The sequence below is a fragment of the Streptomyces sp. NPDC053673 genome (assembly GCF_055585225.1).
This window is the reverse complement of sequence record NZ_JBVJKN010000017.1, coordinates 14,223-34,405: the sequence shown is the minus strand read 5'-3', so window position 1 is coordinate 34,405 and position 20,183 is coordinate 14,223. Positions and strand designations below refer to the sequence as shown.

The following is a 20,183-nucleotide window of genomic DNA, read 5'->3' as shown; positions in this document are numbered from 1 at the left end:
CCACGTCCGGTGGATCAGACGCGAGCCCAGCAAGATCCACCGGACAGGACTACAGCCGCTGGATGATCGTCCCGGTCGCCAGGGCCCCGCCCGCGCACATCGTGATGAGCGCGAACTCCTTGTCCCTGCGCTCCAGCTCGTGCAGCGCGGTCGTGATCAGCCGCGCCCCGGTCGCACCCACCGGATGCCCCAGCGCGATGGCCCCGCCGTTGACGTTGACCTTCTCCAGGTCCTGCTCGAAGACCTGGGCCCAGCTCAGTACGACCGAGGCGAAGGCCTCGTTGATCTCGACGAGGTCGATGTCCTTGAGCGACATGCCCGCCTTCCCCAGCACCGCCCGGGTCGCGTCGATCGGCCCGTCCAGGTGGTAGTGCGGGTCGGCGCCGACGAGGGCCTGGGCGACGATCCGGGCGCGCGGTTTGAGCTTGAGCGCCCGGGCCATGCGCTTGGACGCCCACATGATGGCGGCGGCGCCGTCCGAGATCTGGGAGGAGTTGCCCGCGGTGTGAATCGCGGTGGGCATGACCGGCTTCAGCCCGGACAGCGCCTCCATGGAGGTGTCCCGCAGACCTTCGTCACGGTCGACGAGCCGCCACATGCCCTGCCCCGCGTGCTGTTCCTCCTCGGTCGTGGGGACCTGGACGGCGAACGTCTCGCGTTTGAAGCGCTCCTCGGACCAGGCGACGGCCGCACGCTCCTGCGAGATCAGGCCGAGCGAGTCCACGTTCTCGCGGGTCAGCCCGCGATGGCGCGCGATGCGCTCCGCCGCCTCGAACTGGTTGGGCAGATCGACGTTCCACTCGTCGGGCCAGGGCTTTCCCGGCCCGTGCTTGGAGCCGCTGCCCAGCGGTACGCGCGACATGGCCTCGACACCGCAGCTGATGCCGATGTCGATGACGCCGGCCGCGATCATGTTCGCGGTCATGTGCGAGGCCTGCTGCGAGGAACCGCACTGGCAGTCGACGGTCGTCGCGGCGGTCTCGTACGGGAGGCCCATCGCGAGCCAGGCGTTGCGGGCGGGGTTCATGGACTGCTCGCCGGCATGGGTGACGGTGCCGCCGACGATCTGTTCGACGCAGTCGGCGTGGATGCCGGTGCGTCCCAGGAGTTCACGGTAGGTCTCGCCCAGCAGGTAGGCGGGGTGCAGATTGGCGAGCGCGCCACCGCGCTTGCCAATGGGTGTGCGTACGGCTTCGACGATGACGGGTTCCGCGGCCATGAGCTCGTCCTCTCCTCAGCACAGCGGCGGGGCGTCCCGGCGACCCGCACGCAAGAACCGCAAGAAGAACTAGTACGCGTTCTAGTTCTCTGAGCAGTCTTATGAGGGTTACCCCAGGTACGCAAGGCTCCTGCACGCAACAGTTCCCGCCGCGACCCTTGCCACTTGTAGAACCCGTTACTACCTTGCGGGCAATTCTGATGGGCCGTCAGAACCTTTCAGCCGCCGCACAGCTGTCCAGCCGCCAGCTGTCCAGCCGCCAGAACTGGAGTTGCCGATGCCCTGCCCCCATCTCCCCGAAGGGTTCGACGCCACCGATCCCGATCTGCTGCAGAGCCGCATACCCTTCCCGGAGTTCGCCCAACTGCGGCAGACCGCACCTGTCTGGTGGTGCCCGCAGCCCCGCGGCATCACCGGCTTCGACGACGAGGGCTACTGGGTCGTCACACGGCACGCGGACGTCAAGTACGTCTCCACGCACCCGGAGTTGTTCTCGTCCACCGAGAACACGGCGGTCATCCGCTTCAACGAGCACATCACCCGTGACCAGATCGAGGTCCAGAAGCTGATCATGCTGAACATGGACCCGCCGGAGCACACCCGGGTCCGCCAGATCGTCCAGCGCGGCTTCACCCCGCGGGCGATACGGAGCCTGGAAGCCGCACTCCGCGACCGCGCCCGGAAGATCGTCGAGGAGGCGAGGGCGAACGCGGACGGTACCGACGGCAGCTTCGACTTCGTCACCAACATCGCCGTGGAACTGCCGCTCCAGGCCATCGCCGAACTCATCGGCGTACCCCAGGACGACCGGGCCCGGATCTTCGACTGGTCGAACAAGATGGTCGCGTACGACGACCCCGAGTACGCCATCACCGAAGAGATCGGCGCCGAGGCCGCCATGGAACTCATCGGCTACTCGATGAACCTCGCCGCCGCCCGCAAGGAGTGCCCGGCGAAGGACATCGTGACCCAGCTCGTGGCGGCGGAGGGCGAAGGCAATCTGTCGTCCGACGAGTTCGGCTTCTTCGTACTGCTGCTCGCGGTCGCCGGGAACGAGACGACGCGCAACGCCATCAGCCACGGCATGCACGCGTTCCTCACCCATCCCGAGCAGTGGGAGCTCTACAAGCGGGAGCGCCCGGCGACCGCCGCCGAGGAGATCGTCCGCTGGGCCACACCCGTGGTCTCCTTCCAGCGCACCGCGACCCAGGACACCGAGCTCGGCGGCCAGAAGATCAAGAAGGGCGACCGGGTGGGGCTGTTCTACTCCTCCGCCAACAACGACCCCGACGTCTTCGACCGACCCGAGGTCTTCGACATCACCCGCGATCCGAACCCGCACCTCGGCTTCGGCGGCGGAGGCCCGCACTTCTGCCTCGGCAAGTCCCTCGCCATCCAGGAGATCGACCTGATCTTCAACGCGCTCGCCGACACCCTGCCGGACCTGCGCCTGGCCGGCGACCCGCGCCGGCTGCGGGCGGCCTGGCTGAACGGCATCAAGGAACTCCAGGTCGCCATAGGCACCTGAGAGCCGGGCGCCGCACCCGGCCATGGGAGGCGGGGGCCATCCCCCCTACGCCCCGCCCCCGTCTCCCGCCGGAGCGGCGCAAGGAGGCGCAAGGAGGCGCAAGGACCGGACCGCCTGCCTCGGGTCAGCGGTCGGCTCGCGACCGAGCGCGCCGGGTACGCCATACGACGCCGACCGCGGCCGCACACACCAGAAGGGCTGCACCCCCCGCCACCAGCAAGGTGCCGGTGCCGGTCCCCGTACCGGAAGCAGCGGGGGCGGCGGCCGCGCCGGTCCCTTCCCCGCGGCCGGGGCGCGCGGGTCCGGTGCCACCGGAGCGCGCGGAGTCGGTGCCGCCGGGGCGCGCGGAGTCGGTGCCGCCGGGGCGCGCGGAGTCGGTGCTCGTGGTGGTCCCGGGCCGTGCCGTGCCCGGTACGGCCGAGACCTCGGGCTGCGCAGGGCCCGGGGCGGCCGTCGGCGAGGCAGGGGTGCCCGGAGAGACCGTGATCTCCTCCTGGTCACGGCCGAGCCCCGGATAGCCCACCTCCACAGTGACCTTCCAGCGCCCGGGCGGCAGCGCCTCGGCGGTGGCGTAGCCGGTCGTCGCCGCCGGGTCGCGGACCAGCTTCCAGGGGCCGACGGTCCTTCCGTCCGCGCCGACCGCGTTCACGGTGGCGGCGACCCGCTCGTCGACCGGGTCGTTGTCGTTCTCCCAGACGACGGTCGTCCGCACCCGGCCGAAGTCGTGTCCGGTGATCTCCACCTTCAGGGTGTCACCGTGGGCCTGGGCACCGGTGGCGGTGGCCAGGGAAAGAGCCGATCCCGCCAGGGCGGCGGCTACGGCCGTAAGAAGGGCTCGGCGCATGACATGTGCTCCATGGGGGTGAGGGGGCGGTGAGTGGGGTGAGGTGAGGACGGCCGGCGGGCTCAGGCCCGCCGGCCGTCCTGCGAGATGCGGGGGTCCGGAAAGATCCGGAGGACAGGCCCCGGAGACTCAGGACGCCTTCTGGACCGTCCACACCTGGGCCGGTGCACCCGCCGCGTTCTGCAGCTCGATCAGCCAGGACCCGTAGTACGGGCGGTTGCTGACGCCGAGGACATAGCCGCTGTCGCCGGCGGTCACCTTCACCCCGCCGCCGCTGCCCGCGATCCTCCACCGCTGGGCCGCGATGTCGCGGCAGGGCTGCTGCGCCACCCACATACCGGGGGCGGGGGCGCCGCCGACCTGGAGGCACTTGCCCGAGACGGCCGAGCGGATGCGGCTGTAGCCGTTGCCCGCGCCGTCGAAGTACCACTGCTGCTGGGCGTATCCGTTGCGCTGCGAGCCGACCAGGACGGTGTTGTCCGCGCTCCGGCCGCCCCAGATCTCCGCGGCTGCCCCGGTCGCGCCGTTGGTGAGCAGGTAGCGCGTGCCGGGCGTGGGCGTCGTGCCGCCGCCGTCGCCACCCGCGGTACGGAACGAGGTCGCCCTGCCCCGGCCGCTGTCCCGGCCGGAGGAGTCACGCACCGAGACGGCGACGGTGTAGTCCGTACCCGGCTTCAGGTTGTAGACGCGGACACTGGTCGTCTGCACCCAGCCCACGGCCTGGCCGTTCAGGAAGATCTGGTACCAGACCGCGCCGCTGACGGGCTTCCAGCCGGCGACGGCGGAGTCCGGGGCGATCTGGCCGACCGTGACGTCGGGTCCGGTGCCGGATCCGTTCGTCGGGGTGGGCCGCGGGGTGGGCCCCGTGGTCGGCGTCGGGCTCGGGGTCGGGCCGGGGTTCGGGGTGGTCCCGGTGGCGGCCCTCATCAGGAACTGGTTGTCGGCGATGTTCCAGTGCGTGGCCAGATAGCTGCCCGGCCTGGGGTTGGTGTGGAAGTAGTCGTCGTGGTTGCAGTCCAGACGGTTCTCGTACTCCCCGGCCTGGCAGATGCTGCGCATCTTGGGGTAGTACGGGCTGTCCGAGTAGCACATGACGTCCCACTCGTCCGTGCAGTGCGCGCCCCGGCTGGTGTTGGGGGCGCTGTTGTTCACCGCACCGAGGTTGTGGCCGAGCTCGTGCGCCGCCGTGTGTCCGCCCCAGCAGCCGGTGTCGGTACGGCCGTAGGAGGGGCCGAAGTTGCTGAGGTTGCTCTGGCCCGGACGCTCGTCACCGGCGAAGGTGCCGATACCGCAGTAGACCTGAGTGTCCGCGAAGATCATGTACTTGCGGTCGCGGCGGTCGAGGCCCTTGCCGGCCAGCGCCCTGTTGGTGGCGCTGAACTCGGCGAGCGCGGACGCCGGGAGCTCGATGTTGAGCACCGTCGGCGTGCAGTCGGCGGCCGTCACGTAGCGGATGTGCCGGACACCGCCGGTGTCCTTGGCGCTCTCCGAGTAGATGAGGTCGGCGTCGGCGGCCCACTTGCGGAACGACGGGAGGTACTCCGCGTACCGGTCCCTTCCGGGGGCGTGCGCGTACACGACCTGGACGCGATTGCCGGTGTTGCCGTCGCTGTCGCACTGCACGGTCTGCCCGGCGGGACCGTTCGCCGCGGGAGCGTTCGATGCCGAACCCCCGGCGGCGGGAGGGCCGCCGGCCTTCCGGGCCGCCCCGTCGAGTGCGGGTGCGGCGGTGCGGGGAAGTTCACCCCCGGAGGACTTCGCGCTCCCCGCCCTGGTCGGGTCCTCGGCGGGCGCGGCCGCCTTCACGGCGGGCGAGGTGTCCTTCTTGATGTCGACGCCCTTTGGAGGGGCGTCAGGGCCATGGGTGCAGTGACCGCCTGACGTGCGGTACACCCCCGCGCACGGATCCCCCTCGGGCGCGGGCTTCAACCCCTCGTAGACCATGCCCCGTTCCGGCTCGCTCTTCGGGACCTCGTCGAGCGGATCGGGTTCCTTCTCGCGCGCCGGCTCCTTCGCCGGCTCCGAGGCCACGGCGGGCTCCCCGGCGGTCTCCCCCTGGGCGAGCGGCAGCGGGCGGTCCTCCCCTCCCGGCTGCGCCACCTCGTATGCCAGTCCGGCCACGACCGCCATCACCGCGACGGCGGCCGTGCCGAGTATGAGTCGGCGGGACCTACGACGCTGAGGCTTCTTGAGTCTTCGACGTCCGGGCAAGTTGCACCTCTTCCTTGGTCAGGGAACGGTGCGCGGAAGCTTGCCAGAACGAAAAGATGGAGAATTCAGACAAACGGGACGGCCATTTACTGAAGTCGTCCCGTTACCGGCGCTATTGAATTGATGAACTGTCAACTCACTTGCGACGCAAGGTAGTTACGCGCGCCACGCGGCCGTGGTCCAGCCCTTCTTAAGGATGTCGTAATCTGATCGAGATCTGGATCCGGGTTTGAATTGAGTTTCCGTCAATCGCGTTACTTACAGGCCGAATTGCTGCGATCACGAACGGTATGGAACGCCGGAATCGCCGATGCTCCGGAACGGACCGACGGGTCGACGGGTCGACGGGTCGACGGACTGACGGGCCGGTCGCCGGGAGGTCGCGCCCAAGGAGCGCCCGTATTACCGCAGCGAGTCGACGAAGGCACTGAAGGCGTCCGGGGTGAGGGTGAGGTGCGGGCCGTCGGGGACCTTCGAGTCGCGGACGGCGACGAGGTGGGGGGTTTCGGCGATCTCGACGCAGTCGCCGCCCTGGTCACCGCTGTAGCTGGACTTACGCCAGGCGGCGCCGCCGAGGGGGGCGCACTCGACGCAGGAGCCCCCCTGGTCGCTGCTGTAGCTGGACTTACGCCACTGGGCGCCGGTCGGATGCGAGTTGCTGCTCCCCATAGCGATCCTCCATCGTGCGCCGAATCAGCGCGGCCGAGTCCTTGATGGACAGGGCGGCGGCCTGGAGGTGATCGTAACGGAGCGAACAGTCCTTGACCGTGTCCGGGTTGGCCGTCGGATGCCCGGCCCCATAGCCCTCGGTGTAGACAATGGCCGGGTCGCCCGCGAAGCGGTAGAGGTTGAATGAGCCTTGCAGACCGGCATGGGCTCCCGCCGAGAACGGCAGCACCTGGATGTTCACGCGGAGGTCGTCCTCGTACGCCAACAGCTGGGCCAGTTGCTCCCTCATGACCACCGGGCTGCCGATCTCCTGGCACAGCGCCGCCTCCCCGAGGATCGCCCAGAACGCGGGCGGCTCGCCCGTGTCCAGAATGCGCTGCCGAGCGAGCCGGACCGTCGTGCGGTCGTCGAGTTTGCTGCGGTCCAGGGCGCCGAGGACGGCACGGGCGTACGCCTGCGTCTGCAAGAGCCCGTGCACCATGTGCGTCTGGAAGGTGCAGATCTCCGTCGCGCGTGCCTCCAACTCGGCCACCTGTTGGAACCACGCGGGCAGTTGACTCCGCAGCACCAGCCCGAGCATCCGGGTCAGCAACCCACCCGTCCCCAGCGCCGTGTCCACGGCCTGACTGAATGCCTCCGTCGGCAGCTTCCGCGCCGTCTCGATCTGCCCGACCAGCGACCCCGTGTAGTTGATGATCGCGCCCAGCTGCTTCTGCGTGAGCCCGGCCGCTTCGCGGTAGCGACGGAGTTCGTAGCCGTAGTAGTCGAGCGGCGAGGCGCCCGGGTCGAGGACGTTGATGTGGGTCACGCCGGTACCCCCTCGTACGCAACGCCGCCCACTCCAGGACGGGTTGTATTCGGTCGGTAGCCGAGAGTAGCCGCCCGCCTCCACTCTCGTACCGTGAACGAAGACATCGCCCCCACCCCCGCCCCCCAGTACGGCATGCACTTCACGGTCGGAGACCACTCGGCCCGCCATGTACGCCGCATCCTCCGCAGCTACCTGACCCTGTGGGACATGGCGGGCCTGGCCGACGACGCCGCGCTCGCGCTCACCGAGCTCCTCGCGAATGTCGTCCACCACGTCCCGGACCGACGCTGCGCGCTCGTGATCGAGCGCTGCCCGGCGGGCGTCCGGGTGGAGGTCCGCGACGAGTTCCCCGCTCTCCCCCGCCTGCTGGGCGCGTCCCCCGACGCCGAGATGGGGCGCGGGCTGGCGCTGCTGGACGCGGTGGTCCACAAGTGGGGGGTGGAGCAGAGCGGCGCGCCCGGCAAGACCGTCTGGTTCGAGTGCCGTGAACACCCGGTGGTCCAGGCCTGAGACGTCATCCTGCCGTTGTGGTGGACGGGCTCATGGATTCGAAGTGGAAGGCGTTGATGTAGCAGTCCCGTGGCTGCTGGATCGCGAAGCTGATGCGGTCGAGCAGGGACTGCGCGGCAAGGGGGTCATGGGCGCCGCGCGGTGTCGCGTCCCACTCCGGCGACAGGGGGTCGCGGGCACTGTCGAAGTCCGACGGGAACAGCGAGATGATGCGGTGCCCGTACCACCTGAGGCGAGGGTATCGGCACGTCCTCGTCGGTGGCCGAGAACAGGTCCGGGCCGTCCAGCCGGCGGGCTCCGTTGTTGACCAGAACGTCGACGTGGTCGGTGCGTTGACCGGCCTCCTGGGCGAACGCACGTATCGAGGCGGGATCGGACAGGTCACAGGCGAATGCGTGCACCCGGTCGTGACCGCGGTCGAGGATCTCGGCCCGGGTGCGCTCAGCTGCTTCCCGGGTGCGTGCGGCGAGGAAGACCTCCGCGCCGAGGCCGGCGAAATGGTGAGCCAGGGCGCGGCCGAAATCCCGGTCGGCGCCGGTGATGACCACGCGGCGGTCGGCGAGGCTCATGCGGCGGCTCCACCGGAAGCGGCAACTGCCGAGCGCCGGATGGGAGAACGCCGCCGGGCGGCCGGTGTGCTGGGGATGCGAGGCGACCAATCGTGACCGACGCTGGAGACATGAGAGTCCTGTAGTCCTCTCGTGATCCCCTCTCGAGGCGGTAGGACCCGCCACCCGTCGCCGCTGCCTCAGCGCGACCCGGGCGCCGGGTTGCTCACCCTTCTGAAGCCTCTGGGGTCGCCCTTCCACCGTGAGGAGCCGAACCGATGCACGACGTCTTCCGGCTGGCAATCCGTGGAGAACCGACCTATCGCCGGGGGGAACCGGTCTCTCTCACTTTCGAGATTGAGAACGTGACCGACACCGATTACAGGATTCTGGTCTGGAACACACCGCTCGAAGGTGAAGTCTTCAACTTCCTGGAGGTACGGTGCGGGGAATACGTCGTTCCCTATGACGGGCGTCTCGTGCGACGCGGAGACCCGACCCCCAACTCCTACCGCAAGATCACGGCCGGTGAAACCGTCGTCGAAGAGCTCGACATCTCGGAGTCGTACGCGCTGGACGAGCCCGGCTGCTACGACATCACCCTGCGGGTGAGGTTCGCCGACGTCATCCCGGACGTCGGGATGGCGCTCACCGCGCGGACCCGTCAGGAGCACCGAGGATTCGCCCTCGATCCGGTGACCACACGGTTCGAACTCCTTCCGGACGGCAGCCCACGCCCCACTGCCGGCGAACGGGCGCGCCGCGAAGAGCCGAAGGACGGGCCTCAGCGGCTCACGGTCGATCCCCGTACTGTGCAGCGGGACGCCGAGCTGCTGGATCTCCCGCCGGGGTTCGCCGAGGTCTGGGCCGCGCATACGAACGCCTGCGCCTGGCTGGACGCGGCGAACGCCGAGCTGGCGAGTTGGAGTGGTCAAGCGGACAACACTCTCTACACGGAGTGGTTCGGGGCCGACAGCGCCTCCCGATACCAGAAGGTGCGAGACCGCTTCTCCGCGATACGCGCATGGATGAACGGACCCTTTGTCTACGATCTGAGCCCGCCGCACTGCCCGCCCGACTACTACGCCTACGCCTACCACGGATCCAGAACGGTCCACATCTGCTCGGGGTTCTTCACCGCACCGGCAACGGGCTTCGATTCGCAGTTCGGCACCATCGTGCACGAGTGGAGCCATGCAGCCGTCCGTACTGAAGACTTTGAGCACGGACAGACCAAATGCCTTGAGCTCGCCGCCACCAATCCGGACGGAGCGCTGAACAACGCGGACAATTACGGCTACTTCGTCGAAAAACTCGGCAGCCGCATGGTGACCGCGCCCGTCTTCTGGCCCAACGGCAAGGTGTACCTGTTCACCGGTGGCTGGTACTACCGCTACGACCCCGCCCTGCAGAACGTGGATCCCGGCTACCCGAAACCGATCGCCGGCAACTGGCCGGGCCTGTGGGGCGACCGGATCGACGCGGGCGTCGTGTGGCCCAACGGCAAGGCGTACTTCTTCCGCGATTACGAGTACATGCGCTACGACATCGCCGCGGACAGGGTGGACGACGGGTACCCGCTGCCCATCGACCCTTACTGGCCAGGCCTGTGGGGCGACCGGATCGACGCGGGCATCGTGTGGAACAACGGCAAGGCGTACTTCTTCCGCGACAACCAGTACATGCGCTACGACATCGAAGCGGACAAGGTGGACGCCGGCTACCCGCTGCCCATCGTCCCCAACTGGCCGGGCCTGTGGGGCGACGGAATCCAGGGCGCAGTGATGTGGAACAACGGCAAGGCGTACCTGTTCCGCGGGTGGCAGTACACGAGCTACGACATCGCCGCGGACAGGACCGACCCGGCCTATCCGCGAGCGATCGGGGAGAACTGGCCCGGACTCTGGAACGAGGGCGGTATCGACGCGGCGATCATGTACAACAACGGAAACGCCTACTTCTTCCGCGGGGAGTACTACAGGGCTTTCGACATCGCGCAGGACCGAGTCATCTACCCCAATTACCGGCTGCCCGTCGCCGGTAACTGGCCCGGCCTGTGGAAGAGGGTCGAATCGGGCATCCCCTGGCCCAACGGCAAGGTGTACTTCTTCCGCGGTCCGCAGTACATGCGCTGGGACATCGCGACCAACCGGGTGGATCCCGGCTACCCGAAGCCGATCGCCGGCAACTGGCCCGGACTGTGGAGCGACCGGATCGACGCGGCCGTCCTCTGGCCCAACGGCAAGGCGTACTTCTTCCGCGATTACGAGTACATGCGCTACGACATCGCCGCGGACAGGGTGGACGACGGGTACCCGCTGCCCATCGACCCTTACTGGCCAGGCCTGTGGGGCGACCGGATCGACGCGGGCATCGTGTGGAACAACGGCAAGGCGTACTTCTTCCGCGACAACCAGTACATGCGCTACGACATCGAAGCGGACAAGGTGGATGACGGCTACCCGCTGCCCATCGGACAGAACTGGCCCGGCCTGCCGGGCCGAGTCCGCTAGCTGGTCGGCGGACGTACGTCGTCAGAACTCGCCCACCCAAGGTGACCGTGACCTGCACCCGATACGACGGCTGCAGGTGAGCCGCAGACCACTTGCAGGCAAGCCGCAGCCCCTCTGCGGCCAGTCCGCAGACCACCTGCCGGCCGGTCGTCGCGTGATCGAATGGCGCGACCACCGCAATGGGCGGATCATGGCTTGACGCGGCGATCCACCCGAGGGGGCGCCCTGTGGGCGCCCCCCGGGCCGACGTCCGGAACCGTACAGTCCATCGCGTCGTCCGAATGGGCATGCGGGGGATGAACAGAATTCTGCTGGTGGTGTGCGCGCTGTTCGCGCTGCAGCTGGGCTCACTGATCGCACCGGCGTACGCGTGCGGCTGCGGGGCGATGATCCCGGACGGGAAGTCGCGGATCCAGGTCGATCACGAGACGTCGGCGGTCCACTGGGACGGGCGTACGGAAGAGATCGTCATGCGCTTCACGGTGGACGGGGACGCGCCCCGGGCCGCCTGGATCATGCCGGTGCCCGGCCGGGCCACGGTCGAGCTCGGTGACGGCGCGCTCTTCGACGAGCTGTGGGAGCTGACCCAGCCCGAGGAGCGGACCCGGCACTACTTCTGGCCGCGCCAGGGCGACTGGCCGTTCGACGTGACGGATGGCGTCGGGGCCGCGGAACCGCCTCAGGATGCCGCCGGGGCACCCGTCGGCGTCGTCGGCCGTGAGCGCCTCGGCGACTTCGACGTGGCCCGGCTGACGGCCACGGACCCGGACGCGCTGCGCGGCTGGCTCGACGAGAACGGCTTCGAGCTGCCGGACCGGCTGGCGCCCGAGCTGCAGCCGTACGTCGACCAGAAGTGGGAGTACGTGGCCGTGCGGCTCGCGCCGGACCGTACGGACACGACGCTGGGCGGCACGCTCGACCCCCTGCGGATCCGCTTCGCGAGCGAGCGGCTGGTCTACCCGATGCGGCTGTCGCGGCTCGCGCGGACGTCCCAGTCGCTGGGCCTGTACGTCCTCGCGCCGCACCGGATGGAGCCGCGTGACCGGATCGGTGGGGAAGCGCCCGAGGTGACGTTCGCGGGCGAGATCCGGCCCGAGGGCGCGGTCAAGGAGCTGGCCGGGGGCACGTCGGCGTTCCTCACCGCGTTCGAGCAGCAGTTCCCGGAGCCGTCGCGGATCGACGGGGACCACGAACTGCGGGCGGCCGAAGCCGATACGCCGTTCCGGCGGGTGGTGTACGAGAACGAGCTGCTGACGGTCGCCGGGGTGCCGGTGTGGATGCCGACGGTGGGCGGGGTACTCGCCGCGGTGGTGACGGCGGTGCTGCTGCGGGTACGGGCACGGCGCCGCCGTCCGGTGGTGCCGCCGACGGCGGTGTACGTTCCGCCTCCGCTGTCCTGAGGCCTGGGATACGTTTCCTGTATGTCTGAACAGCAATGGAACGCCGTAGACGCTTACTTCACCGAGCTGCTGGCCCCTGCCGACGAGGCCCTGACCGCGGCACTGGCCGCGAGTGACGCGGCCGGGCTGCCGCAGATCGCCGTCGCACCGAACCAGGGCAAGCTGCTGCATCTGCTGGCCCTCGCCCAGGGCGCACAGAAGATCCTGGAGATCGGCACGCTCGGCGGCTACAGCACGATCTGGCTGGGCCGTGCGCTGCCCGCCGACGGACAGTTGATCTCCCTCGAATACCTGCAGGAGCACGCGGACGTGGCGCGCGCCAATCTCGCCGGCGCCGGTCTCGACAAGACCGTCGAGGTGCGGGTCGGCCCTGCCCTCGACTCCCTGGCGCAGCTGGAGGCGGAGGGCGCGGGCCCGTTCGACCTCTTCTTCATCGACGCGGACAAGGTGAACAACCCGAACTACGTCGAGTGGGCGGTGAAACTGTCCCGGCCGGGCAGCCTGATCGTCGTCGACAACGTCGTACGCGGCGGTGCGGTGGCCGATGCCGCGAGCGAGGACGCGGCGGTCCGCGCGACCCGCCGGATGTTCGAGCTCGTGGCGGAGAACCCGCGGCTCACGGCGACGGCGGTGCAGACCGTGGGTGCGCGCGGGTACGACGGATTCCTGCTGGCACGCGTCACCGGCTGAGCCCGGCGCCGTCACCGGCTGAGCCCGGGGCCGTCAGCGTCCGGGGCGGTCGCGTGCGCGTCCGACGAGCGCCGCGTTCCGCCCCATATGCTGCCCGTATGAGCGTAGTCAAGATCAACGTACTGACGGTGCCCTCCGAGCAGCGGGAGACGCTGGAGAAGCGCTTCGCCTCCCGCGCGCACGCCGTCGAGAGCTCCGACGGCTTCGAATGGTTCGAACTTCTCCGCCCGGTCGAGGGCACCGACGACTACCTCGTCTACACGCGGTGGCGCGACGAGGAGTCCTTTCAGGCCTGGATGGAAGGCCCCATGAAGGCGGCGCACCAGGGCGGCGGCGACCGTCCCAAGCCTGCGGCCAGCGGGTCCGCACTGTGGTCCTTCGAGGTGGTGCAGCAGGCCGCGCCGAAACAGGGCTGACGCCCGTCGCCCGCCGGCGGCGCGGACGCTGCACAGACGCGTTCGACGACCCGGCGGGCAGCCGTGCTGTCCGGCACAACCGCCCCCTGGCGCCACACACTTGTGTGCCAGGGGGCGGCCTCGTGTCAGATGAGGCCCTGGGCCAGCATCGCGTCCGCCACCCGCTCGAATCCGGTGATGTTCGCGCCCGCGACATAGTCGCCGGGCCGCCCGTAGCGTTCCGCCGTCTCGTGGACGGTGTCGTGGATGCGGCGCATCACCTGAGCCAGTTCCTCCTCGACCCGGGCGGAAGGCCAGCTGTCGCGGGCAGCGTTCTGTCGCATCTCCAGGGCGCTGGTGGCCACACCGCCCGCGTTCGCCGCCTTCGCCGGGCCGAAGGCGACGCCCGCCTCGCGCAAGACGCGGACGGCCGCCGGGGTGGTGGGCATGTTCGCGCCCTCCGAGACGGCCTTCACACCGTTGCGTACGAGCGTGACGGCGTCCTCCGCGGTCAGTTCGTTCTGGGTCGCGGACGGCAGTGCCACATCGGTGGGCACGTCCCACACGCTGCCGCCCTCGACGTAGCGTGCGGAGGCGCCGCGGCAGGCCGCGTAATCGCTCACCCGGCCGCGCTCGACCTCCTTGATCTGCTTCAGCAGGGGCAGATCGATGCCCTTCTCGTCGACGACGTAACCGGCCGAGTCGGAGACGGTGCGGACGTGAGCGCCCAGCGCCTGGGCCTTCTCGACGGTGTAGAGGGCCACATTGCCCGAGCCCGAGACGGTGACCTGCTGGCCGGCGAGGTGCTCGCCGCGCACCTTCAGCATCTCGGCGGTGAAGAGCACATTGCCGTAGCCGGTGGCCTCGGTGCGTACGTGGGAGCCGCCCCACGCGGTGCCCTTACCGGTCAGGACACCGGACTCCCAGCGGTTGGTGATGCGCCGGTACTGGCCGAAGAGGAAGCCGATCTCCCGGCCGCCGACCCCGATGTCGCCCGCGGGCACGTCGGTGTGCTCGCCGAGGTGGCGGTGGAGCTCGGTCATGAAGGACTGGCAGAATCGCATGACTTCGGCGTCCGACCGGCCGCGCGGGTCGAAGTCGCTGCCGCCTTTGCCGCCGCCGATTCCCAGGCCGGTCAGGGCGTTCTTGAAGATCTGCTCGAAGCCGAGGAACTTCACGATCCCGAGGTTGACGGAGGGATGGAAGCGCAGTCCGCCCTTGTAGGGGCCGAGCGCGCTGTTGAACTCCACGCGGAAGCCGCGGTTGACGTGGATCTCGCCGCGGTCGTCCTGCCAGGGCACACGGAAGATGAGCTGCCGCTCCGGCTCGGCCATGCGCTCGACCAGCTTGGCCTCGCGGAACTCGGGGCGGAGGCTGATCACCGGTGCGAGCGTCTCCAGCACTTCGCGTACGGCCTGGTGGAACTCGGGCTCACCGGGATTGCGCTGCTGAACGGCTTGCTCCAGGGCTTCGAGCCATGCGGTGGCACTGGAGGCGGTGGATGGCATCAGGTGCGTTCCTTTTCCTTCGGCACTACTTCGGCACTGCTTCTGCAGTAGTTCGGCAGTACTTCGACGGGCACTCGGCGGGTGTCCTCCGAGCTTCGGTGCGGCTCAGGCTGTGAAACGGTTCCGACCAGGGCGGGGACACGACGCGACGGCCTTCGTGGGCTCCGTACTCGGACTTGCACTTGCACTTGTACTTGGACTTGGACTCGGACTCCTGCTCGGACTCGTAGGTATACGTAGATCCGGCCGTCGATCGTCGATCATGGGACCGCCTGCTCGGGCGGCCGTCACGGACGCACGCCGCCAAATTCGTTCGCCGGGCGGCCGCCGGATCAGGTACAGAGATCAACATGACGACCTGGTCCGTACTCCCCGAGCGCTTCGACACCCCGGCCGCCACCACTCTTCGGCGCGACTACTACGCCGAGGTCGCCGGCCGCTACTGGGACCGGCCCGCGACCGAGGCAGAGGTCGACGAGGGCCTTGCCGGCGACGGGGTGGAGCGACTCGCGGCCCCCACCGGGGAGTTCGTCATGGGCCGGTACGGCGGTGCGGCCGGTTCGTGCGGAGGGGTACTGATGCTGGACGGGCGGACCGCCGAGCTGACTCGGGTGTACGTGCGGCCCGAGTTCCGCGGGTGCGGGGGCGGGCCCCTGCTGCTGGCCGCGCTGGAGTCCGCGGCCGCCGGGCTGGGCGCGCGGCGCATGGTGCTCAACACGCGGCTGGACCTGATCGAGGCCCGCACCCTGTACACGAGGAACGGCTACCGGGAGATCCCGGCGTACTGCGAGGGTCCGTACATGGAGGTCTGGTACGGCAAGGACCTCTGACCGGCTCGGACGCGGCGGACTCGGGCTCGGGCGGCTCAGGTTCGGGCTCAGGCCCGGACTTCGGGCTCAGGCTCAGGCCCGGATTTCGGGCTCGGATTCGGGCTCAGGTCCATGCCCAGGCGCAGGCCCAGCCGGAGCCCGAGGCCGAGCCCGAGGCATTGTCAGCGGTAGTGCCAGGCCTGGTGGTCGCGGTGCGGGGCGCCGGTGTGCGGGCGTTCGCCGTCCGAGCCGCAGAGTTCGGCGGTGAGTTCCTTCACCAGCTGGATCAGGTCCGTGGGGCGGTCCGGACCCCACCAGTCGCCGAGCAGCTCGGCCAGCGACTCCTCCCGGGCCGCCGCCAGCTTCGCCGCCGTTTCGACACCCTTGTCGGTGAGCATCAGCGACATCCCCTCGCGCCGGGCCAGCCCGCGCTCCTCCACCTGCCGCGACGCCTCGGTGATCGCCTTGATCGGTACGGGAGTGACATCGGCGAGCCGGGCCGGCTCGACCATGCCGTGCCGTTTGATGCGCAGCAGCAGCCAGCTCGCCGCGGGGGTCAGGCCCACACCGGCCTTCGTGGTGATCTTGACGTAGATCGCCTTCCGGCCCTCGCGGGAGCCGAGCACCGACAGGGCGCGGGCGCATTCGTCGTACGAGGAGCGATGGACCGGGTTGGAGGCGAGAGTCTCGCTCGCCTCGGGCGCGGTGACCGAGCCGCGCAGCTTGTCCTCCCTCAGGAAACAGGCGACGACGAACGCGATGACGACGACCGGCGCCGCATAGAGGAAGACGTCCGTGATCGAGGTCGCGTACGCGTGCAGGACGGACTGCCGCAGGTCGGGCGGGAGTTGTGAAATGGCCCGCGGATCGGCGGCGAGTTCACCGGGCCCGGTACCGGGTGGCAGTGGCCGCCCCGCGAGCGCGTCGGCGAGCCTCTCGCGGAGCCCGCTCGTGAAGACGGTGCCGAAGGCGGCGACGCCGAACGACGCCCCGATGGAACGGAAGAAGGTCGCGCCCGAAGTGGCGACGCCGAGGTCCTCGTAACTGACGGAGTTCTGCACGACGAGCACCAGCACCTGCATCACCAGGCCGAGTCCGGCGCCGAAGACGAAGAAGTAGACGCTCATCTCCCAGGTGGAGGTGGATTCGGTCAGGTGGTGCAGCAGAAGCAGACCGATGGCGGTCACGGCGGTGCCCAGGATCGGGAAGACCTTCCACCGTCCCGTACGGCTGACGATCTGGCCCGAGAGGGTGGAGGTGATCAGCAGACCGAACACCAGCGGCAGCAGGTGCACCCCGGACAGGGTGGGGGACACGCCCTGAACGACCTGCAGGAACGTCGGCAGATAGACCATCGCGCCGAACATCGCGAAGCCGACGATGAAGCTGATGACGGAGACGAGCGTGAACGTACGGATCCGGAAGAGCCGCAGCGGCAGTACGGGCTCGACGGCGCGGCGTTCCGCGTACACGAACGCGACGAGCAGGACGATCCCGAGGACGGCGAGACCGATGATCTGCGCCGAGTCCCAGGCCCAGGTGGTGCCGCCGAGGGACGCGACGACGACCAGGCAGGTGGCGACGGAGGCGATCAGGAACGTACCGAGGTAGTCGATGGTGTGCCGGGTCGCGCGCACCGGGATGTGCAGAACCGTGGCGATCACGAAGAGGGCCACGATGCCGATGGGCAGGTTGATGTAGAACACCCAGCGCCAGGTGAGGTGTTGGGTGAAGAGCCCGCCGAGCAGCGGTCCGAGCACGCTGGTCGTTCCGAAGACGGCGCCGAACAGACCCTGGTACCTGCCTCGTTCGCGGGGCGAGACGATGTCGCCGACGATCGCCATCGACAGCACCATGAGGCCGCCGCCGCCGAGGCCCTGAAGCGCGCGGAAGCCGATGAGCTGCGGCATGTTCTGGGCGATGCCGCACAGCACGGAGCCGATGAGGAAGATGACGATCGCGGCCTGGAAGAGCTTCTTGCGGCCGTACTGGTCACCCAGCTTGCCCCAGAGCGGGGTGGCGGCGGTGGAGGCCAGCATGTACGCCGTGACGACCCAGGACAGATGCTCCAGGCCGCCGAGGTCGCTGACGATGGTCGGCAGGGCGGTGGAGACGATGGTCTGGTCGAGCGAGGCGAGGAGCATGCCGAGCAGCAACGCGCTGATCGCGACGAGAACGGTCCGGCGGTTCTGCCCTTCGCCGGGCGCCGGGCCAGGGCTCACGGCCGGGTGCCTGAGTTCCTGCGCCATGGAGCACTCCTCTGGTCGGCAGCACCCTTTCTGCTTCTCCTTCTGCTTCTCCCATCCTGGGTGTTCCGGTCGGTTACGGCCTGCCGGAAGGGGAGCCCGTGGGGGCGGCCGACGGATGGGCTGCATAATCGCAGGCAGCTCAAGGGGAGGGGACCCACGATGACGGGACACATATGTCCTGAATGCGGCAGGCAGGTGGACGCGGACGGCAGACCCGGCCAGGGCCGCGGCTGCGCCTGCGCGGAGACCACGGCCGCGGAGGACTTCAATCCGCTGCGCATCCGCCCGTATGTGGGCCTCCCGTCCCCGACGGCGCCGTCCGCGCCGGAATTCTCGCCCGTAACGGGGATCTCGTCCGCGCCGGGGATTCCGTCCACGCCGGAGATCTCGTCCGTACCGGGGATTCCGTCCGTACCGGGGATTCCGTCCACGCCGGACATCTCGTCCGTACCGGGGATTCCGTCCGTACCGGGGATCGCGTCCGTACCGGAGATCTCGTCCGTGCCGGGGCCGGAGGCCTCGCTTCCGGCACCGGACGGGGCCGCGGAGCCCCCGTACGGGTACGCCGGGCCCGGCGACGGCGAGGCGACCGCGCCCCTGCCGGTGATCCCCGGGCCGACCGACGAGGCTGCGTACGCGGTGGCGGACACTACTGAAGACACGACTGAAGACGCGTCTGAAGACACGATTGCGGACACTCATGTGTACGTGACCGGTCACCGCCGGGTCGAGAAGCGCGGGCGACGCCGGGGGCCCGGGGTACTGCTCGCCGCGGCGGCCGTCGTCGCCGTTCTCGGGGCCGCCGCGTTCGCCGGCGGGCTGCTCACCAGGGAGGACGACGGGCAGGACCGGGCGCTGCCCGATCTGGAGAGCCCCGAGCCCTTCCTGACCACCGCCCCCGACGGGCCCTCGTCCTCGCCCTCCGCGTCCTCGGCCCCCGACAGGCCCACCACGTCCGCGTCGGCGACGTCCTCCCCCGGCGGCGGCCCGTCGTCCTCGGCCGCCGCGCCGTCCACCACGGCCCGGGCGTCGCTCCAGGTCTCCCGGGCGACCCCGTCCACCTCGGCCGGCAGCGTCACGACCTTGAGCCCCGGCGACAGCGGCGCCGAGGTCGTCGAGCTCCAGCAGCGCCTCGACCAGGTCTGGCTCTACGACGGCCCGCCCCACGGCCGCTACGACGGCCGCGTCGAGGACGCCGTGGCCGAGTACCAGGCCTCCCGGGGCATCGAGGGCGACCCGGAAGGCGTCTACGGCCCGGAGACCCGCCGCGCCCTGGAAGCGGAGACGGAGTACCCGTACGACGGCTGGGACGGGGACGGCGGCGGGGGCCGCGGCGGGAAAGGTCACTAGGGAGATGGCTTGTGGATCTTGCCGGGCAAGATCCACAAGCCACCCACTGGCTAGCCGTGTGTGACGCGGAGTTTCGACTGGCCGTGCGGCAGGCGTTCCCAGTCGTCCATGAAACGGGCGGCGAGGCCGTGCTTCTCAGCCAGTCGGACCAGCGTCTCCGTGCGGTAGTAGAAGTCCTCACGCAGGACTTGGTGCTCGGCTCCTTCGGTGCGGTCGTACGTGAAGTCGAAGAAGCCGCCGGGGGCCAGCACGCGCCCGACGTTCGAGAGGCATTCGTCGATGACTTCCAGAGGCGAGTGCGAGAAGACACTGTGGGCGTGTACGACCGTGAACCAGGCGTCCGGGAGGAAGTCGAACGTCAGGTTGTCGACAGGGGTCAGGTGGGGCAGCTTCCGCTGGACGCTGTACCGGACCAGGGTCCTCTTGGCCTCGATGAGGATGTCGGGCGAGATGTCGATGCCGTAGTAGTGACCGGGCTCGAGGTGATCGATGAACCGCCACCCGGCACGCAGATTGCCGCAGCCGATCTCCAGCAGCCGGTCCTGGGGCTTCAGCCCGTGCTCGACCAGGTAGTCGAACTGCATCTGTCCGATGGCCAGCCAGCGGGCGTGCGACGGTGTGCCGCCGACCGCGGCCTCCGGGCTTCGCGCCGTGTCCGAGGCCATCACCGCCCGGTAGTAGCCGACGTGGTTCCCGCGGTGTCTGACCCTCAGCAGGCTGTCCCGCCCCGCCCGGCGCAGATGCGGCAGCACACGTCCAGGGTGGCTCAGCACGTATCGCACCTTGTGGCGGAGGGTCGAGCGGTTCGTCGACAGACGCGAGGCGGGTGTGTGCGGCATGACGGCCTCCAAGCATCCACGGCCTTCGAGTTTCGATGCATACCTTCGGATTCTCGGATAATCCTCCGGATTCTCGGATGATCCTCGCGG

At 69.4% G+C, this 20,183-nt stretch carries 16 protein-coding genes and 1 pseudogene; 8 read left to right on the top strand and 9 right to left on the bottom strand.

Translation table 11 applies throughout. The features are described from left to right. Positions 1–49: 49 nt before the first annotated feature. Positions 50–1,219: a steroid 3-ketoacyl-CoA thiolase gene (locus ACZ6ZQ_RS23475; protein WP_469770454.1), complete on the bottom strand. Its 1,170-nt coding sequence runs from the start codon at positions 1,217–1,219 to the stop codon at positions 50–52. Positions 1,220–1,496: 277 nt separating this feature from the next. Between ACZ6ZQ_RS23475 and ACZ6ZQ_RS23470 the strand changes: the two genes are divergently transcribed. Further along, positions 1,497–2,747 (top strand): cytochrome P450, encoded by a 1,251-nt coding sequence (locus tag ACZ6ZQ_RS23470; protein ID WP_469770453.1) that lies wholly within the window; start codon positions 1,497–1,499, stop codon positions 2,745–2,747. A gap of 124 nt (positions 2,748–2,871) precedes the next feature. Here ACZ6ZQ_RS23470 and ACZ6ZQ_RS23465 read toward each other — a convergent pair whose 3' ends face one another. The 4 genes from ACZ6ZQ_RS23465 to ACZ6ZQ_RS23450 form a co-directional block, all read right to left on the bottom strand. Continuing rightward, complete coding sequence (locus ACZ6ZQ_RS23465; protein WP_469770452.1) at positions 2,872–3,591, bottom strand: hypothetical protein; 720 nt, start codon at positions 3,589–3,591, stop codon at positions 2,872–2,874. Between the two features lie 129 nt (positions 3,592–3,720). Next, positions 3,721–5,721: an RICIN domain-containing protein gene (locus tag ACZ6ZQ_RS23460; RefSeq protein ID WP_469770550.1), complete on the bottom strand. Its 2,001-nt coding sequence runs from the start codon at positions 5,719–5,721 to the stop codon at positions 3,721–3,723. Positions 5,722–6,204: 483 nt separating this feature from the next. Next, a complete protein-coding gene (locus tag ACZ6ZQ_RS23455; RefSeq protein WP_469770451.1) occupies positions 6,205–6,471 on the bottom strand; it encodes a DUF397 domain-containing protein in 267 nt (88 codons plus the stop codon). Then, positions 6,428–7,279, bottom strand: coding sequence for a helix-turn-helix domain-containing protein (locus tag ACZ6ZQ_RS23450; protein WP_469770450.1), 852 nt, complete (start codon positions 7,277–7,279; stop codon positions 6,428–6,430). The genes ACZ6ZQ_RS23455 and ACZ6ZQ_RS23450 overlap by 44 nt, the downstream gene beginning before the upstream one ends. Before the next feature lie 93 nt (positions 7,280–7,372). Between ACZ6ZQ_RS23450 and ACZ6ZQ_RS23445 the strand changes: the two genes are divergently transcribed. Continuing rightward, positions 7,373–7,792: an ATP-binding protein gene (locus ACZ6ZQ_RS23445; protein WP_469770449.1), complete on the top strand. Its 420-nt coding sequence runs from the start codon at positions 7,373–7,375 to the stop codon at positions 7,790–7,792. A gap of 4 nt (positions 7,793–7,796) precedes the next feature. Here ACZ6ZQ_RS23445 and ACZ6ZQ_RS23440 read toward each other — a convergent pair. Next, a pseudogene (locus ACZ6ZQ_RS23440) lies at positions 7,797–8,361 on the bottom strand (SDR family NAD(P)-dependent oxidoreductase). Between the two features lie 344 nt (positions 8,362–8,705). On the opposite strand from ACZ6ZQ_RS23440, the gene ACZ6ZQ_RS23435 reads away from it, so the two are divergent. From ACZ6ZQ_RS23435 to ACZ6ZQ_RS23420, 4 genes are all read left to right on the top strand, one after another. Next, positions 8,706–10,853 (top strand): hemopexin repeat-containing protein, encoded by a 2,148-nt coding sequence (locus tag ACZ6ZQ_RS23435; RefSeq protein WP_469770448.1) that lies wholly within the window; start codon positions 8,706–8,708, stop codon positions 10,851–10,853. Between the two features lie 287 nt (positions 10,854–11,140). Then, entirely contained in the window at positions 11,141–12,253 is a 1,113-nt protein-coding gene (locus ACZ6ZQ_RS23430) for a DUF2330 domain-containing protein (RefSeq protein ID WP_469770549.1), read from the top strand. Positions 12,254–12,274: 21 nt separating this feature from the next. Then, positions 12,275–12,943, top strand: coding sequence for an O-methyltransferase (locus ACZ6ZQ_RS23425; RefSeq protein WP_469770447.1), 669 nt, complete (start codon positions 12,275–12,277; stop codon positions 12,941–12,943). Between the two features lie 98 nt (positions 12,944–13,041). After that, complete coding sequence (locus ACZ6ZQ_RS23420) at positions 13,042–13,359, top strand: antibiotic biosynthesis monooxygenase family protein (protein WP_469770446.1); 318 nt, start codon at positions 13,042–13,044, stop codon at positions 13,357–13,359. A gap of 125 nt (positions 13,360–13,484) precedes the next feature. Here the strand turns inward: ACZ6ZQ_RS23420 and gdhA are convergent, their stop codons facing one another. Then, positions 13,485–14,846 (bottom strand): NADP-specific glutamate dehydrogenase, encoded by a 1,362-nt coding sequence (gene gdhA / locus ACZ6ZQ_RS23415; RefSeq protein WP_469770445.1) that lies wholly within the window; start codon positions 14,844–14,846, stop codon positions 13,485–13,487. 350 nt (positions 14,847–15,196) lie between these two features. Between gdhA and ACZ6ZQ_RS23410 the strand changes: the two genes are divergently transcribed. Then, positions 15,197–15,676: a GNAT family N-acetyltransferase gene (locus tag ACZ6ZQ_RS23410; RefSeq protein ID WP_469770444.1), complete on the top strand. Its 480-nt coding sequence runs from the start codon at positions 15,197–15,199 to the stop codon at positions 15,674–15,676. Positions 15,677–15,837: 161 nt separating this feature from the next. Here ACZ6ZQ_RS23410 and ACZ6ZQ_RS23405 read toward each other — a convergent pair whose 3' ends face one another. After that, a complete protein-coding gene (locus tag ACZ6ZQ_RS23405; protein WP_469770443.1) occupies positions 15,838–17,904 on the bottom strand; it encodes an MDR family MFS transporter in 2,067 nt (688 codons plus the stop codon). Positions 17,905–18,063: 159 nt separating this feature from the next. On the opposite strand from ACZ6ZQ_RS23405, the gene ACZ6ZQ_RS23400 reads away from it, so the two are divergent. After that, positions 18,064–19,254: a peptidoglycan-binding domain-containing protein gene (locus tag ACZ6ZQ_RS23400; RefSeq protein WP_469770442.1), complete on the top strand. Its 1,191-nt coding sequence runs from the start codon at positions 18,064–18,066 to the stop codon at positions 19,252–19,254. Positions 19,255–19,304: 50 nt separating this feature from the next. Here ACZ6ZQ_RS23400 and ACZ6ZQ_RS23395 read toward each other — a convergent pair whose 3' ends face one another. Further along, the gene (locus ACZ6ZQ_RS23395) at positions 19,305–20,093 is read right to left on the bottom strand and encodes a class I SAM-dependent methyltransferase (protein WP_469770441.1); all 789 of its coding nucleotides are present in this window, start codon (positions 20,091–20,093) and stop codon (positions 19,305–19,307) included. Between the last annotated feature and the right edge of the window lie 90 nt (positions 20,094–20,183).

Coding starts and splice junctions, on each gene's coding strand:
- gdhA (WP_469770445.1), bottom strand. CDS start 14,846: ATGCCATCCACCGCCTCCAGTGCCACCGCATGGCTCGAAGCCCTGGAG.
- ACZ6ZQ_RS23395 (WP_469770441.1), bottom strand. CDS start 20,093: ATGCCGCACACACCCGCCTCGCGTCTGTCGACGAACCGCTCGACCCTC.
- ACZ6ZQ_RS23430 (WP_469770549.1), top strand. CDS start 11,141: ATGCGGGGGATGAACAGAATTCTGCTGGTGGTGTGCGCGCTGTTCGCG.
- ACZ6ZQ_RS23420 (WP_469770446.1), top strand. CDS start 13,042: ATGAGCGTAGTCAAGATCAACGTACTGACGGTGCCCTCCGAGCAGCGG.
- ACZ6ZQ_RS23470 (WP_469770453.1), top strand. CDS start 1,497: ATGCCCTGCCCCCATCTCCCCGAAGGGTTCGACGCCACCGATCCCGAT.
- ACZ6ZQ_RS23460 (WP_469770550.1), bottom strand. CDS start 5,721: ATGGCGGTCGTGGCCGGACTGGCATACGAGGTGGCGCAGCCGGGAGGG.
- ACZ6ZQ_RS23475 (WP_469770454.1), bottom strand. CDS start 1,219: ATGGCCGCGGAACCCGTCATCGTCGAAGCCGTACGCACACCCATTGGC.
- ACZ6ZQ_RS23425 (WP_469770447.1), top strand. CDS start 12,275: ATGTCTGAACAGCAATGGAACGCCGTAGACGCTTACTTCACCGAGCTG.
- ACZ6ZQ_RS23455 (WP_469770451.1), bottom strand. CDS start 6,471: ATGGGGAGCAGCAACTCGCATCCGACCGGCGCCCAGTGGCGTAAGTCC.
- ACZ6ZQ_RS23405 (WP_469770443.1), bottom strand. CDS start 17,904: ATGGCGCAGGAACTCAGGCACCCGGCCGTGAGCCCTGGCCCGGCGCCC.
- ACZ6ZQ_RS23400 (WP_469770442.1), top strand. CDS start 18,064: ATGACGGGACACATATGTCCTGAATGCGGCAGGCAGGTGGACGCGGAC.
- ACZ6ZQ_RS23465 (WP_469770452.1), bottom strand. CDS start 3,591: ATGCGCCGAGCCCTTCTTACGGCCGTAGCCGCCGCCCTGGCGGGATCG.
- ACZ6ZQ_RS23410 (WP_469770444.1), top strand. CDS start 15,197: ATGACGACCTGGTCCGTACTCCCCGAGCGCTTCGACACCCCGGCCGCC.